The 14,754-nt window shown below is 67.0% G+C and carries 10 protein-coding genes; 2 read left to right on the plus strand and 8 right to left on the minus strand.

Annotated elements, in window-relative coordinates; all coding sequences use genetic code 11:
• Positions 1-91: 91 nt before the first annotated feature.
• On the plus strand, positions 92-1,912 hold the full coding sequence (gene ilvB, locus N5C88_RS00505; RefSeq protein ID WP_280014530.1) for a biosynthetic-type acetolactate synthase large subunit: 1,821 nt from the start codon (positions 92-94) through the stop codon (positions 1,910-1,912).
• A 42-nt stretch (positions 1,913-1,954) separates the two neighbouring features.
• Here ilvB and N5C88_RS00510 read toward each other — a convergent pair whose 3' ends face one another.
• The 5 genes from N5C88_RS00510 to N5C88_RS00530 all read right to left on the minus strand — a co-directional run bounded on the left by N5C88_RS00510 (position 1,955) and on the right by N5C88_RS00530 (position 8,304).
• Complete coding sequence (locus tag N5C88_RS00510) at positions 1,955-2,734, minus strand: SDR family oxidoreductase (protein ID WP_059376484.1); 780 nt, start codon at positions 2,732-2,734, stop codon at positions 1,955-1,957.
• Between the two features lie 107 nt (positions 2,735-2,841).
• On the minus strand, positions 2,842-3,696 hold the full coding sequence (locus N5C88_RS00515) for an ABC transporter permease (RefSeq protein WP_059376487.1): 855 nt from the start codon (positions 3,694-3,696) through the stop codon (positions 2,842-2,844).
• Between the two features lie 13 nt (positions 3,697-3,709).
• Positions 3,710-4,480, minus strand: a complete 771-nt coding sequence (locus N5C88_RS00520; RefSeq protein ID WP_059376495.1) for an ABC transporter ATP-binding protein — start codon at positions 4,478-4,480, stop codon at positions 3,710-3,712.
• Positions 4,480-5,538, minus strand: coding sequence for an ABC transporter substrate-binding protein (locus tag N5C88_RS00525; RefSeq protein ID WP_118932757.1), 1,059 nt, complete (start codon positions 5,536-5,538; stop codon positions 4,480-4,482). Before N5C88_RS00525 ends, N5C88_RS00520 begins: the two co-directional genes overlap by 1 nt.
• 141 nt (positions 5,539-5,679) lie before the next feature.
• On the minus strand, positions 5,680-8,304 hold the full coding sequence (locus tag N5C88_RS00530; RefSeq protein ID WP_280014448.1) for a DNA topoisomerase III: 2,625 nt from the start codon (positions 8,302-8,304) through the stop codon (positions 5,680-5,682).
• A 62-nt stretch (positions 8,305-8,366) separates the two neighbouring features.
• On the opposite strand from N5C88_RS00530, the gene N5C88_RS00535 reads away from it, so the two are divergent.
• Complete coding sequence (locus N5C88_RS00535; protein WP_059376505.1) at positions 8,367-10,997, plus strand: GDYXXLXY domain-containing protein; 2,631 nt, start codon at positions 8,367-8,369, stop codon at positions 10,995-10,997.
• Here N5C88_RS00535 and gluQRS read toward each other — a convergent pair.
• From gluQRS to N5C88_RS00550, 3 genes are all read right to left on the minus strand, one after another.
• Positions 10,984-11,880: a tRNA glutamyl-Q(34) synthetase GluQRS gene (gene gluQRS / locus N5C88_RS00540; RefSeq protein ID WP_280014449.1), complete on the minus strand. Its 897-nt coding sequence runs from the start codon at positions 11,878-11,880 to the stop codon at positions 10,984-10,986. The two genes, N5C88_RS00535 and gluQRS, sit on opposite strands and share 14 nt — an antisense overlap.
• A 66-nt stretch (positions 11,881-11,946) precedes the next feature.
• Positions 11,947-12,405, minus strand: coding sequence for a DUF494 domain-containing protein (locus tag N5C88_RS00545; protein ID WP_042795808.1), 459 nt, complete (start codon positions 12,403-12,405; stop codon positions 11,947-11,949).
• A 239-nt stretch (positions 12,406-12,644) separates the two neighbouring features.
• A complete protein-coding gene (locus tag N5C88_RS00550; protein ID WP_059376509.1) occupies positions 12,645-14,669 on the minus strand; it encodes a TRAP transporter permease in 2,025 nt (674 codons plus the stop codon).
• Positions 14,670-14,754: the final 85 nt, after the last annotated feature.

The raw sequence follows: 14,754 nt of genomic DNA on the forward strand, positions 1-14,754 counted from the left end.
TCTTTGATTCCTTAAAATCAAAGATAAATTTACTCCGTTCATCGGTTATCCGTGGAAAAGAAGATAAATATTCTTCCGATCTACGAATAAGATAGATAGCATGAACGATCGCCTGCACCCCACCGCCGCCGCCGCGCTTGCCGCCACTGAACGCCCCGCCGATAACGGGGCGAAAATTCTGCTCGATACGCTGATCGCGTGCGGCGTGGATACCATTTTCGGGTACCCCGGCGGCGCGGTGCTGCCGCTGTACGACGCCCTGTACGCCGAGCCGCGCCTGCGTCACGTGCTGGTGCGCCACGAGCAGGCTGCCGTGCACGCCGCCGAGGGCTACGCCCGCAGCACCGGCCGCACCGGCGTGGTCTTCGTCACGTCCGGCCCGGGCATGGCCAACACCACGTCCGGCCTGCTGGATGCCATGTGCGACTCGATCCCGGTGCTCTGCATCAGCGGCCAGGTCGCCACGGCCGCCATCGGCACGGACGCCTTCCAGGAATGCGACGCCATCGGCATCTCGCGCTCCGTGACCAAGTGGAATACGCAGGTCCGTTCGGTGGACGATGTGGCCGCGGTGACGGCCCGCGCCTTCGAGCTGACCCGCCAGGGCCGCCCCGGCCCGGTGCTGCTGGATTTCCCCAAGGACGTGCAGCTGGCCGTGCCGCGCGACGCGGACGACGATGCCGTGCCCTCGCAGCAGAAGCTGGCCGCGCTGCGCGCGCGCCGCCAGGCGGGCAAGCTGGCTCCCAAGCTGCCGCAGTCGGCCGTGCGCCGCGCCGCCGCCTTGATCGCCCAGGCCAAGCGCCCCATCTTCTACGGCGGCGGCGGGCTGGTGAACGCCGGTCCCGAGGCTTGCGAGGCCTTTACGGATCTGGTGCGCCATACCGGCGCGCCCTGCACCCTGACCTTGATGGGCCTGGGCGCATTCCCCGCGTCCGACCCGCAGTTCGTCGGCATGCTGGGCATGCACGGCACGGTCGAGGCCAACCTCGCCATGCATAACGCGGACCTGGTGGTCTGCATCGGCGCCCGCTTCGACGACCGCATTACCGGCAAGCTGTCGGAGTTCTGCCCGCATGCGCGCAAGATCCACATCGACATCGACCCGGCTTCCATCAACAAGGTGGTGCGCGTGGACGTGGCGCTGGTGGGCGATTGCCTGCCGCTGGTGCGCGCCCTGCGCGCCGAACTCGGCGACGATCCCATGGACGCAGCGCGGCTGGCGCCCTGGTACAAGCGCATCGACGCCTGGCGCGCCCAGGACTGCCTGGGCTATACCCCGGCCGCCGACGCGATCCTGCCGCAGCACCTGATGTCGCGCCTGAATGCGGCGCTGGCGGATCGCGACGCCATTGTCTCCACCGACGTGGGCCAGCACCAGATGTGGGCCGCGCAATACCTGCGCTTCGACAAGCCCAACCGCTGGCTGACCTCGGGCGGCGCCGGCACCATGGGTTACGGCGTGCCTGCCGCCATCGGCGCGCAGGTCGCCCATCCGGACAAGACCGTGGTCTGCGTCAGCGGCGACGCGTCGGTGCTGATGAACATCCAGGAACTGTCCACCGCCATGCAGCACCAGACGCCCGTCAAGGTCGTGCTGTGCAATAACGGCTACATGGGCATGGTGCGGCAATGGCAGGAACTGATTCATGGCGGGCGCTACAGCCACAGCTACAACGCCTCGCTTCCCGACTTCGTGGCGCTGGCCCGCGCCTTTGGCTGGGGCGCCGCGCGCGTGGATGATCCGGCGCAGCTGGACGCCGCGCTGGCCGAGTGCCTGGCGCACGACGGCCCCTACTTCCTGGACGTGGCCGTGACGGCACAGGAGAACTGCTTCCCGATGATGCCTGCGGGGCACGGGCATCAGAAGATGATGCTGGCCGAGGGCGTCTGGTATCAGGACGAGACGACCTGACCTGACCGCCGCCGGGCTGCCTGCGCAGCCCAGCACCCTGCATCAGAACTGGATCGACAAGCCTCCGTCCACCACCAGCACGTGTCCATTCACGTATGACGCCGCGGGCGACGCCAGGAACACGGCGGCGCCCGCGATTTCCTCCGGTTCGCCCCAACGTCCCATGGGGTTGCGTGTGGCGATGCGCGGTCCCACGTCGGGGTCGGCCACCATGGCGGCATTGGTCTCGGTGGCGAAGGTGCCAGGCGCGATGGCGTTGCTGGTGATGCCGTGACCGCCAAATTCCGCCGCCAGCGCGCGCACCATGCCCGTCAAACCCTGCTTGGCCGCGGGATAGACCGCATCGCCCGAGCGCGCCAGTTCGCCTACCACCGAAGTGATCGCGATCATGCGGCCGCTGCCCTGGCGCACCATGCGTTCGGCGGCGAACTTGGCCAGCAGCATGCCGGCGACCATGTCGGTGTCGATAAGCTCGCGGATTTCGGCGGGGCTGGTGTCGCGCAGCGTCTTGCGGTTGCGCGCGCCGACGTTGTTCACCAGGATGTCCAGGCGGCGGTGGTCGCGGTCTATGTCCTGGAAAGCGCGTTCCATCGCGGCGTCGTCGCTGATGTCGAACGGCAGCGGATGCGCGTCCAGGCCGGCGGCGGTCAATTCAGCCGCCGCGGCCGCGACGGCTTCGGCGTTGCGGCCGTTGATCAGCACGCGTGCGCCACAGCCGGCCAGCGCGCGTGCGATACAGAAGCCCAGCCCGCGGGCCGAGCCGGTCACCAGGGCGACTTGTCCCGTCAGGTCGAAGTTGCGCAGATACGGCAGCGTGTTCATGTCAGTCGTCCAAAGTGCTTGGTCTCAATCAGGGCCGCGCGGATCCGGCTCCGCCGGTCCGCAGCGGCGCTCCCCGGGGGAAGCGCGCAACGCTGCGGGAGATCTACCTATTCCCGGAACTCCGGCGCCCAATGCAGCAGCCGGCGTTCCAGCCAGGTCACACAATAAACCAGCGCGATGCCGACGATGGACAGCAGCGTCACCGCCGCGAACATGTCGGTGGCGTTCAGCGTCGCCAGCGCGGTGATCATCAGATAGCCCATGCCCGTCGTGGACCCCACGAACTCCGCCAGCACCACGCCGATCAGCGCGAAGCTGATGGCATTCGGCAAGGCGGCGAAGGTCCACGCGGCCGCGGTCGGGATGCGCACCCGCCACAGGATCTGGCGCGGCGAACCGCCCAGCGTGCGGCAGAAGTCCACCAGCTCGCGTTCCACGCTGCGTCCGCCCTTGTAGGTGTTGAAGAACACCAGGAAGAACACCACGAACCAGGACGTCACCACCTTGGAAGCCAGGCCCAGTCCGAAGAACATGGTGATGAGCGGCACGAACGCGATGCGCGGCATCGAGTTGAAGGCCACGATGAAGGGGTTGAACACGTCGGCCAGGAAGCGGCTGCGGCTGAGCGTCATGCCCACCACGAAGCCGCTGCCCACGCCCACCAGCAGTCCCACCATGGTGGCCTGCAAGGTCAGCCACAGGTGCGGCCAGACCGAACGCGGGCCGGGCTGCAGCCATTCCCACAGGCGCACGGCCACGCGCGAGGGTTGGCTGATGAAGAAGGGATCGAACAGCGTGTTCTGGGCGAACCAGGGGATGCGCGTGAGTATTTCCCAGGAACCCAGGATGATGGCAAGGATCAGCACCTGCCACATGGTGATGCGCAGCCGGCGCGCGATGCTGGCGCGGCGGTCCAGCCGCAGCTGGTCCTGCAGGGAATCGGCGGAGTAAGAGGTGGTCATGACGCGTAGGGATTCAGGCGGCGGCGCGGAACTGCTGTCCCAGCACGCTCCAGAGGCTTTGCACGTGGGTCACGAACTGCGGCGTTTCGCGCAGCGTGAACACATCGCGCGGATGCGGGATCTCGATGCGCTCGTCCAGCAGCACGCGGCTGGGCGGCCCGGACAGCACCACCACACGGTCCGACAGCAGGATGGCCTCGTCCAGGTCGTGCGTGACCATGACGATGGTCTGGCCCAGCTTGCGCCAGATCTCGATCAGCTCGCGGTGCAGGTGGGTCTTGGTGTGCGTGTCCAGCGCGCCGAAGGGCTCGTCCAGGAGCAGGATGCGCGGCTCGACCGCCAGGCTCATCAAGAGCGCCACCCGCCGCCGCATGCCGCCCGATAGCTGGTGCGGAAAGGCGTCGGCGAACTGGCTCAAGTGGCCCATTTCCAGCAGCTCGGCCACGCGGCGCTCGATCTTGTCGGCGGCCACGCCCTGGAACTTCAGGCCCAGCGCCACGTTCTTCCTCACGCTGAACCAAGGCAGCAGCGTGTCCTTCTGGAAGATGTAGCCCAGGGCTGGCGGCACCTGCCCGTCCACGACGCGGCCGTCCACGCGGATCGTGCCGGTGGTCGGGCGCAGAAAACCCGCGATCATGTTCAGCAGCGTGCTCTTGCCGCAGCCGGACGGCCCGACGATGGAGACGAACTCGCCTTCCGGGATCGTCAGGCTGACCTCGCCCACCGCGTGCGTGGTCGCCTGGCGGGTCTGGTAGGCCTTGCCTACCTTGTCCAGCGTGATCATCAGAGGCCCCGCGCGCGGCGCACGAAGCTCATGTTCACGCAACGGTCGTAGGGCACGGTCTTGATCTCGTCATTGGAGAACTGGCGGCCGTCACCCATGATGGCCGTCATGCGGTCATAGGCGTCCTGGGTGATGATGTTGTCCTTCAGGAACACCGTTTCCTTGTAGACGCCCAGCGTCTTCTCGATGGCCGCGCGCGGGAAGGCGTTCAGGTAATCGTCGTAGATCGCGTCGGTGACGGCCGCGGCGCTGTTGGCGCTGATGAAGTCCTGCGCGCGGACCAGCGCCGTGACGAAGGCCTGCACCACTTCGGGGCGCTTCTGGATGGTGTCCTGCAAGGTCAGGGCCGCGATGCCGGGCACGTCGCCGCCCATGAATTCGTTCCACGAGCTTTCAGTCGTGGCGTCGAAGATGGGCACGCCCCAGCCTTCCTGCTGCGCCTGTTCCATCATGGACATGGTGGCCATGCTGGCCGACACGGAGCCGGTCTTGAGCGCGCCCAGCATGGTGGCCAGGTCGCCCAGCGGGCGGATGTCCACCTTGTCGGCCACGCCGGCCTTCTGCATCAGGTACAGCGCCATCAGCCAGGTGCTGGACTGCGGCTGGGTCGCGCCCACGCGCTTGCCGGCCAGGTCCTTTAACGATTTGATCTTGCCGCTTTCGAAGTCTTCACGGCGCACGATGACGTTGGCGTAGGTGAGCTTGCGGTCAAAGCCGAACACCAGCGTGGCGGGCTTGCCGGCCAGCGTCAGCGCGGGGGCGGCCGTGGCGGCGGTGGCGCCGAACGCGATCTGGCCCGCGGCCAGCAGCTGGTTGGTGCGCGGACCGCTCTGCGAGTTCAGGTATTCGACTTCCAGCCCGCCCTCGCCGAAGTAGCCTTTCTTCAGCGCGACATAACCCGCGGCAAAGAACGGGTCGATGCTGCCCTGGCCGTAGACGACGCGGCCCAGCTTGGGCTGCGCGAATGCGACGCGGCCATTGACCAGGCTGATGCCGGCCAGCGCGCCAGCGGCGGCCAGCACGCGGCGGCGGGTGGTGAAGTCGGGGCTGTTGCTCATGTCGTCCTCGGTATAGGTCTGGTTGCAGCGGTTTGGCGTAGACAATACCCCAGCCACTGGCGTCCAACAATGGAAAACGCCCGGTTGCCCGGGCGTTGTGCGCGATGGTCGGGAGGCGGCGCGCCAGGCGCCGCGCCCGTTTTACGCGGCGGTTTTTTTCGGCGCCGCCTTCTTCACCGCTTTCTTGACCGCCGTTTTCGTGGCCGTCTTGGTTGCGGTCTTCTTCACCGCAGCCTTCTTGGCCGGCGCCTTTTTCGCGGCGGTCTTGGTCGCGGTCTTGGCAGCCGTCTTGGCCGGCGCGCGGCCCGGCTTTTCAGGACGCGGCTCGAACTCGAAGCCGATCTTGCCGTCCGGCTGGCGGACGAGGAAGGCCTTGAACTTGCGGTTGGTGCGGCTGGAGACGAAGCCGTCGAGCAGGTCGGTGCGGCCGTTGGTCAGCAGCTTTTCCATTTGTTCGCGCGAGATCTCCTGCTGCAGGATGACCTTGCCCGAACGGAAATCGCAGCTCTTTTCGGGGCCGACGGATTTCTCGCAGACGTAGCTCATGCCATGCTCGAAGACGCGCGACTGGCACTTGGGGCAGGAGCCCACCGGCGTATGGCCGGAGAAGTCCACGGCCTCGCTGTCGTCCTCGTCGTTCTGGCCGAAGTCGAATTCCAGTTTGTACTCGTCGCTGATGCGCAGGATGGCGGCGAACGGACGGCCCATCTTGCTGATGAAGCCTTGCAGCGGACCGATCTCGCGCTTGGCCAGCAGCTCTTCCACTTCGGGCAGCTCGAAGGTGCGGCCGCCCGGGTGCTTGCCGATGGAGAAGTCGCAGGCGGTGCAGGCAAAGCGGCGATAGTTTTCCTTCACCACGGCGCCGCACTTGGGGCACGGCGTCTGCAGCGTGGCGTAATCGCCCGGCACCGTGTCGCGCTCGTATTCCTTGGCGCGCTTGACGATGACCTGGGTCATCTGCGCGATCTCGCGCATGAAGGCCTCGCGGCCCAGCCCGCCCTGCTCGATCTGCTTGAGCTTGTGTTCCCATTCGCCGGTGAGTTCCGGCGAAGTCAGTTCGGTCACGTCCAGGCCGGACAAGAGCGTCATCAGCTGACGCGCCTTGGCGGTGGGCACCAGGTCGCGGCCTTCGCGGCGCAGGTAGCTTTCGTTGAGCAGGCCTTCGATGATGGCGGCGCGCGTGGCCGGCGTGCCCAGGCCGCGCTCGGACATGGCCTCGCGCAGTTCCTCGTCGTCCACCAGCTTGCCCGCGCCTTCCATGGCCGACAGCAGCGTGCCTTCGTTAAAGCGCGCCGGCGGCTTGGTGGTCAGGCCGACGGCTTCCACGTCCTCGGTGCGCACGGTCTCGCCGTCCGCCACAGGCACCAGGTTGGCGTCTTCGCCTTGGGCTTCCTTGCCGTAGACGGCCAGCCATCCCGGGCTGACCAGCACCTTGCCGTCGGTGCGGAAGCGGTGCCCCTGCACTTCGGTCATGCGGGTGGTGACGCGGTATTCCGCGGCGGGGAAGAACACGGCCAGGAAGCGCTTGAGCACCAGGTCGTACAGCTTGGCCTCGGCTTCGCTCAGATCGTGCGGGATCTGCAGCGTGGGGATGATGGCAAAGTGGTCCGACACCTTCTTGTTGTCGAAGATGCGGCGGTTGGGCTTGACCCAGTTTTCGCTGACCACCGTGCCGGCGTGGCGGGCCAGGCCGCCCACCGCATTGGAGCCGCCCTGCGCCAATGCGCGCATGGTCTCCTTGACGGTGTTGATGTAGTCCTCGGGCAGGTAGCGCGAATCGGTACGCGGGTAGGTCAGCGCCTTGTGCCGTTCGTACAGGGTCTGCGCCAGCGCCAGCGTGGTCTTGGCCGAAAAGCCGAAACGGCCGTTGGCCTCGCGCTGCAGCGAAGTCAGGTCGTAGAGGGCCGGCGACATCTGGGTCGACGGCTTGGATTCTTCCGTGACGCTGCCGGGCTGTTCGCGGCAGGCAGCCACCACGCTCTGGGCGGCAGCCTGCGACCACAGGCGCGATTCGCGCTTTTCGGGGTCGCGGTCGTCTTTCTTGAATTCCGGGTCGATCCAGCGGCCTTCGTACAGGCCGGCGGCCACCACGAAGGTGGCGCGCACTTCCCAGTAGTCGCGCGGCACGAAGCGGCGGATGCGCTCCTCGCGCTCGGCCACGATGGCCAGCGTGGGCGTCTGCACCCGGCCGACCGGGGTCTTGAAGAAGCCGCCGTCCTTGCTGTTGAAGGCGGTCATTGCGCGGGTGCCGTTGATGCCCACCAGCCAGTCGGCTTCGGCGCGCGAGCGGGCGGCCGCTTCGAGCGGCTTGAGCTGGACGTCGTCGCGCAGGTTGGCGAAGGCTTCGCGGATGGCAGCCTGGGTCATCGACTGCAGCCAGAGGCGCTGGATCGGCTTCTTCACGCCCGCGTACTGAATAATGTAGCGGAAGATCAGTTCGCCTTCGCGCCCGGCGTCACAGGCGTTGATGATGGCGTCGACGTCCTTGCGCTTGGCCAGGCGGACCAGCAGCTTGAGCCGTTCGGCCGATTTCTTGTCGGTGGGCCCCAGTTCGAACTCGGGCGGAATCACGGGCAGGTGCGTGAAGCTCCATTTTCCCTTGACCGGATCGTTGGGCGCGACCAAGCTCAGCAAGTGGCCTATGCTGGACGCGAGGACGTAACGTTCGCTTTCAAAATAGTCGCCCTCGCGCGCAAAGCCTCCCAAGGCGCGTGATATATCGAGGGCTACCGAGGGCTTCTCGGCAATAATCAGCGTTTTATTCATGTGTATCCAGTGGCGGCAGTCCCGCCGTAGTAGCGCGGATAATAAGATCGGAGATTCGCCAGATGCAAGTCGGCACTGAAAGACAAGCGGGATCCGAACTACACGCCTGGCGTCAATTTCTGGCGCGCAGCACCCTCTGGCTAGGTGTTTTGCTGCTGGGCAGCGCGGCGGTTTGCTGGGTCGCGGCCAACTGGCAGGACATGACCAAAATCCAGCGTTTCGCCGGTATCCAGGGCCTCCTGGCGGTTTGCGCGCTGGCCGCTGCCTGGACCGGACTGCGCCTGCGGGCGAGTCCTGGCGTGCGCCGCACCATACCAGGCGCCCTGCTCGCCCTGGCCGGCATCCTCCTGGGCGCGCTGCTCGCATTACTAGGCCAAACTTACCAGACTGGCGCCGATACCTGGGAACTGTTCGCCTGGTGGGCGCTGCTGCTGCTGCCCTGGGCGCTGGCCGCCGGCAGCCAGGCCGTCTGGCTGCTATGGGCACTGGTGTTGAACGTGGCGGTGGCCTTGTGGCTGGGCGAGCGGGTGTTCTCCTGGGTGCTGATATTCGGCGGCCCGGGCGTGCCCGGCCTGATGATGGCCGGCCTGAACCTGGTGCTGCTGTTGGGCTGGGAGCTGGCTGCCCGCCGCTGGCGCGCCAGCACCCTGGTCGGTCCGCGGGTCCTGGCCGCCCTGGCAATCAGCGTGCTGGTGCTGACCCAGATGCTTGGCGACTTCCTGGGCCGCGGCCTGGGCCTCTATAACGGCATCGCCTGGGTCGCGGTGACCCTGGGCCTGGGCTTCTATTATCAGAAGGGCCGGCGCGACCTGATCATCCTGGCCATGCTGGCCGCCGGCGTCATCTGCGTGTCGCTGCGGGTGGCGGGCGAATGGCTGCTGCGCCTGGAGCCCGGCGTCTGGGCGGCCCTGCCGCTGGCGGCGCTGCTCATGGCCGAGGCCGTCTTGGCCGCGCGCTGGCTGCGCCGGCTTGCCGGCGACCCGCAGACGGCGGTGGCCGCGGCCGCCGATTCCGAACCGGCTGCGGCTTCGGCCGGCAACTCGGTGGACCCGGCCGACGCCAGCGCGCCGGTCGCGCAGTTGGCGCCCGCTCCGGCGCCGCAGGCGGATCCGCCCTGGTACGTGCAGTGCCTGCTGGGCCTGAGCGCCTGGCTGTCGACTGTGCTGCTGCTGGTGTTCATCGCGTTCTCGGGCTTTATTACCTCTGAAAGCGGCGCGCTGGTGGCCGGGCTGGTGCTTTGCGCGGCCGGTGTGGCGGTGCTGCGCAGCGATGCTGGCCCGTTCTGGCGCCAGTGCGGCACGGCCATGGCCTTCGCAGGGCAAATCCTGATCATCTTCGGGCTATCCAGCTCGACCTCGTTCGCCAGCGCCTGCGTGTTCGTGCTGCTGATGGCGGCTACGGTCTATGCCGTCGGACCCGACGTCATCCTGCGCTTCCTGAGCGGCTTGCTGATTGCCGCGGCGGGGGCGGGCTTGATCTGGCGCGGCCTGTCGCCCGACCTGAGCGGCGAAGACCTGCTGGACGCATGGCTGGGCTTCGACGCCATGCGCGCGACCTTCGTGTGGCTGCCCATTGCCGTGACCGGCGCCTGGGCCACCGCCGTCATCTTCAGCCTGAGCCACCGCCTGGGCGGCAAGCGCGCCCATGCGCTGCAACCGCTGGCCTGGGCCTTCCTGCTGTCGGTGCAAGGCATGGTATGGCTGGCCGGGGGCATCTCCGCCCAGCAACTGCCCGCCATGTGGCAGCTGAATCCGCACACGGCCGTGCTGGTCATTGCGGGCGCGCTGTTGCCCGTCGCGGCCGCCTTCGCGGTGCTCTGGCCCCGCCGCCATGTACTGACTGCGGGCGTCACCTGGGGTGTCCCGATAGCTCTGCTGATCCTGTCGCTGTTCTGGCTGCCCAGTCCAGGCGTGGGTTTCGCGCTGGCCTGGCTGCTGCTGGGCTTCGGCTTGAACCAGTTCCGCCTGGTTGTGTTCGCGGTGATCAGCCTGCTGGCTTATCTGGGTGTCTATTACTACCAATTGGACGTGCCGCTACTGCAAAAGGCCTTGTGGCTGGGCGGCGCCGCGGTGCTGCTGTTCGTGTTGCGCGCCCTGGTGTGGCTGGTGCCGCGCCTGATGCGCACCATCGCGCCCAGCCGACGCGGGGCCCTGCCGCCGGTGTCGGCGCCCTTGCGCTGGCGCACGCTGGCCATCCTGGGCGGCCTGGTGCTGGTGCTGGCGGTCGCCAACGGCGGCATCTGGCAGCGTGAAAAACTGCTGGCGTCGGGCAAGGTGGTCATCCTGGAACTGGCTCCGGTGGATCCCCGTTCGCTGATGCAAGGCGACTACATGGCGCTGAACTTCGCGGCCAGCCGGGAAGTCACGCGCCTGCGGCTGGGCGGCGAGCGTCCCGAAGCCGAGGACTCCGTCATGGGTTACGAGCCGGACGGCTATGTCATGCTGCAGACGGACGCACGCGGCGTCGGGCAGCCGCTACGCATCCAGCCCGATACGCACCCGCATACCGATGCCGAAGTGCCGCTGCGTTACCGCATCCGCGACAACAGCGTGCGCATCGTGACCAACGCCTATTTCTTCCCGGAAGGCCAGGCCGAGCGCTATCAGGTCGCCAAGTACGGCGAGTTGCGCGTGGCGGAAAACGGCGAGGCCCTGCTCGTCCGGATGCTGGACCAGGACCTCAAGCCGCTGTAGCGGCGGGCAGCGGGAAGCGCCGCGCCCACTGCGCGGTGGCTTCCCGCAGGAAATGACCGCGGTCCGCGGCATCGATGGGGTCGAAGCCCAAGGCGCGCCAGGCGGCCATCAGCGCCGCCAGGGGCGCGCCGGTGTCGATGGGCGGGGCGCCGTTCTGCTTGGACAGTTTCAGGCCGCTGGAAGCGTCCAGGATCAGCGGCACGTGCAGGTAGCGCACCGGCGACAGGCCCAGCAGCCGGCGCAGCACGCGCTGGCGCGCGGTGGAACTGAGCAGGTCCGCGCCGCGCACCACGTCGGTCACGCCTTGCGCGGCGTCGTCCACCACTACGGCGAGTTGGTACGCCCACAGGCCGTCAGCCCGCCTTAGCGCGATGTCGCCCACCGCCTGCGCCACGTCCTGTTCCTGCGGCCCCAGCCAGCGGTCGACGAAATGTTCCACGCCTTCCGGCATGATCACGCGCCAGGCGCGGGCCTCGCGGCCTGGTGGCAAGCCGTGGCGGCAGGTGCCGGGATACGGCCGTTCGCCGTCGGCCCCGGGCGCGGTCTGGCCGCGCAGCGCCGAATCCGCGATTTCGCGCCGGGTGCAGCCGCAGCCGTAGATCAGGCCGCGCGCGGCCAGCGAGTCGAAGGCGGCCTGGTAGGCGTCATGACGGCGCGACTGCCACATGATGTCGCCGTCCCAGTCCAGGCCCAGCGCCTTTAACTGGCCCATGATGACCTCGGCCGCGCCCGGCACCGTGCGCGGCGTGTCCACGTCTTCGATGCGCAGCAGCCAGCGTCCGCCATGGGCGCGCGCGTCCAGCCAGCTGGCCAGCGCGGCAACCAGCGAGCCCGCATGCAGCGGGCCGCTGGGACTGGGGGCGAAGCGGCCGACGTAATTCACGATGGGACGCCCGCGCGGCGCGGCGCGCGGGTAAGGAGTAACGGCATCAAGCGACGCGGATACCGTTCAATGCAGCAAGCGCGTGCCGTCTTCGTCCAGCAGCTCTTCCAGGACCAGATTGTCGATCTCGGCTTCCTGGCTCCAGAGAACCATGAGGGCGATGATCTTGATCTTGGACAGCGGCACGGGCGTTTCCGGCGACGCCAGACCCCGGTCGATGACGATCTCGCGCAAGGGCGCGGGCAGCACGCCGGCCGATTCCAGGAAGGCGATGAAGCCGATGGATTCGGTGCCGAGCTGCTGGTATTCGTTGTCGGTGTAGATCCGGGTGCCGGTGGCGGGGGCCTGGGCGAGATCGACGCAGCGTTCGGTGGTTTCGGCCAGGCCGTAGAGCCAGCCGAGGGCGTCGTCGATGTCTTCGTGCTCGAAACCGGCGGCGGCAAGCCGCTTTGCGAGCACGTCGGCCGCAGGACAGGCTTGCGGCGTGTAGTAATTCTCGTACAGATAAACCAGGATATCGAACATATGGCGCAGTTTTGTGCCTGTTTGCACAGTCGGCCCGCATATCGGCAGACCAGCAAACATGAATTTTACTTTACGCTGATTTATAGGGGTGGGCAACCGGCCGGAGGGTGGAATGTTGTATGGAGTCACCCTGCGCTAATGTGCACACATTTTCACCTTAAAAGCTGCCAATATTCATGATTCGGAGCAAAAAGGGGCGGACCCTGCAGATCCGCCCCTTTTTGTATCCGGGCCGCTGGTCAGGCGGCCTTGGGGGCGCTTTCCAGCTTCAGCTGCGCCAACTGGCGCATGAATACCGGGATGCAGATCGCCAGCCCGATCAAGCCGCTGGTCAGGCCCGGCAGGATGGTCAGCAAGGCGCCGATGGTGCACAGCCAGCGCTCCCAGCTCTTCATGCCCACCAGCATGAACCGCGAGAACGCCGCCGACAGCAGCACCAGGCCGACCATGCAGCCGAACAGCGTCACGAAGAAGTCGTACCAGGTGAAACCCTGCACCGAAATCAGCAGCGACGGCGAGAACACGAACACAAACGGCACGATCAGCTTGGTGATGCCCAGCCTGAAGGCCGTGTTGCCGGTCTTGAATGGATCACTGCCCGCCATCCCGGCCGCCGCATACGCCGCCAGCGCCACGGGCGGCGTAATGTCCGCCAGGATGCCGAAATAGAAGACGAAGAAGTGCGCCGCGATCGGCTGCACGCCCAGCTGCACCAGCGTCGGGGCGGCCACCGCCACCATGATCAGGTAGTTCGCCGTGGTGGGCACGCCGCAGCCCATCAGGATGCAGACGATGCCGGTCATGATGAGCGCCGCGATCAGCGTCAGCGTCTGCATGTTGGCCAGCGCGTCCGGAATGATCATGGCCGCGCCGCCGGCGAGCGCCTGAGAGGCCGAGATCACGATGTACGAGATCTTGAAGCCCACGCCGGTCAGCGTCACCACCCCGATCACGATGCCCACGGTGCCCGCGGCCGCGCCCACTGCCAGCGCGTACTTGGCGCCGGTCTCGAAGGCTTCATACAGGTCGCGCAGGCGCAGCCGCTGGAACGGATTCAGCAGGCCCACCACGATGCAGCCCGTAATGCCGGCGAACGCCGCCAGGTAGGGCGTGCGGCCGCTGGCCAGCACGCCGATCAGCAGGACCAGCGGGATCAGCGTCGGCCAGCGCATCTTGAACGACTGCTTGAGCTTGGGCATTTCTTCTTCGGTCAGGCCGCGCAGCCCTTCGCGCTTGGCCTCGAAGTGCACCTGCATGAACATGCCGAAGAAGTACAGGAAGGCCGGGAAGATGCCCGCGATGGCGATCTGCTGGTACGGAATGCCCAGGAATTCGATCATCAGGAAGGCGGCCGCGCCCATGATGGGCGGCGTGATCTGCCCGCCCGTGCTGCTGGCCGCTTCCACGCCCGCGGCGAAGTGCCGCGGATAGCCGATGCGGATCATCGCCGGAATGGTCAGCGAGCCGACCGTGACCGCGTTGGCCACCGACGACCCCGACAGCATGCCGAACATGGCCGAACCGAACACCGACACCTTGGCCGGCCCGCCGGCATAGCGTCCGGCGACCGTCGAGGCCACGTCCAGGAACAGCTGGCCCAGGCCGATGCGGGTGGCCAGCACGCCGAACAGCACGAAGTGGAAGACGTAGGTCGCGACCACGCCGACCGCCACCCCGTACACGCCCTGGCTGGTCAGGTACATGTGGTTGACGACCTGCGACCACGTGTTGCCGGCATGCTTGAGCAGGCCCGGGAAATACGGCCCGAACATGGCATACGCCATGAACACGATGGCGATGATGGGCAGCGGCCAGCCCATGGCGCGGCGCGTGGCTTCCAACAGGCCGATCAGCAGGATGGACCCCATCAGCACGTCCATCGGCATGGGATTGCCCACGCGGAACGCCAGGTCCTCGAAGATGTAGGGGATGTACAGCACCGACAGCGCCAGCGCGATGGCGATGATCCAGTCGTACAGCGGAATGCCGCCGGGCGAGTACCAGGTGGACTTGGGCTGGCGCTGGTAGTGCGACTTGGAAAAGCCGAACACCAGGAAGATCAGGCTTAGTACAAAGGCCAGATGTACGCCGCGGTGCGTGGCTTCGCGCAACAGGCCGAAGCCGGCCGTGTAGTAGTGAAAGAGGGACAAGGTGACGAGCAGGCCCGACACGATCCAGGTGGCCGTCTTGTCCAGCGGGCGGAAGCGGATTTCCGAGTCGTACTTTTCCGCCAGCTGCTGGGTTTTCTCGTGGTCAATTTCCATCGCGGTGAGTCTCTGGTGATGCAGCAAGCAGGGCCGCTCGTGGCGGCCCTGCTCAAACACGGCGGGTCAGACTGCGCCGTGATCT

This window comes from Achromobacter sp. GD03932, from assembly GCF_029839485.1.
Classification (GTDB): domain Bacteria; phylum Pseudomonadota; class Gammaproteobacteria; order Burkholderiales; family Burkholderiaceae_B; genus Achromobacter; species Achromobacter bronchisepticus_A.

Coding starts and splice junctions, on each gene's coding strand:
- N5C88_RS00510 (WP_059376484.1), bottom strand. CDS start 2,734: ATGAACACGCTGCCGTATCTGCGCAACTTCGACCTGACGGGACAAGTC.
- N5C88_RS00530 (WP_280014448.1), bottom strand. CDS start 8,304: ATGAATAAAACGCTGATTATTGCCGAGAAGCCCTCGGTAGCCCTCGAT.
- N5C88_RS00550 (WP_059376509.1), bottom strand. CDS start 14,669: ATGGAAATTGACCACGAGAAAACCCAGCAGCTGGCGGAAAAGTACGAC.
- N5C88_RS00535 (WP_059376505.1), top strand. CDS start 8,367: ATGCAAGTCGGCACTGAAAGACAAGCGGGATCCGAACTACACGCCTGG.
- N5C88_RS00525 (WP_118932757.1), bottom strand. CDS start 5,538: ATGAGCAACAGCCCCGACTTCACCACCCGCCGCCGCGTGCTGGCCGCC.
- N5C88_RS00545 (WP_042795808.1), bottom strand. CDS start 12,405: ATGTTCGATATCCTGGTTTATCTGTACGAGAATTACTACACGCCGCAA.
- N5C88_RS00520 (WP_059376495.1), bottom strand. CDS start 4,480: ATGATCACGCTGGACAAGGTAGGCAAGGCCTACCAGACCCGCCAGGCG.
- N5C88_RS00515 (WP_059376487.1), bottom strand. CDS start 3,696: ATGACCACCTCTTACTCCGCCGATTCCCTGCAGGACCAGCTGCGGCTG.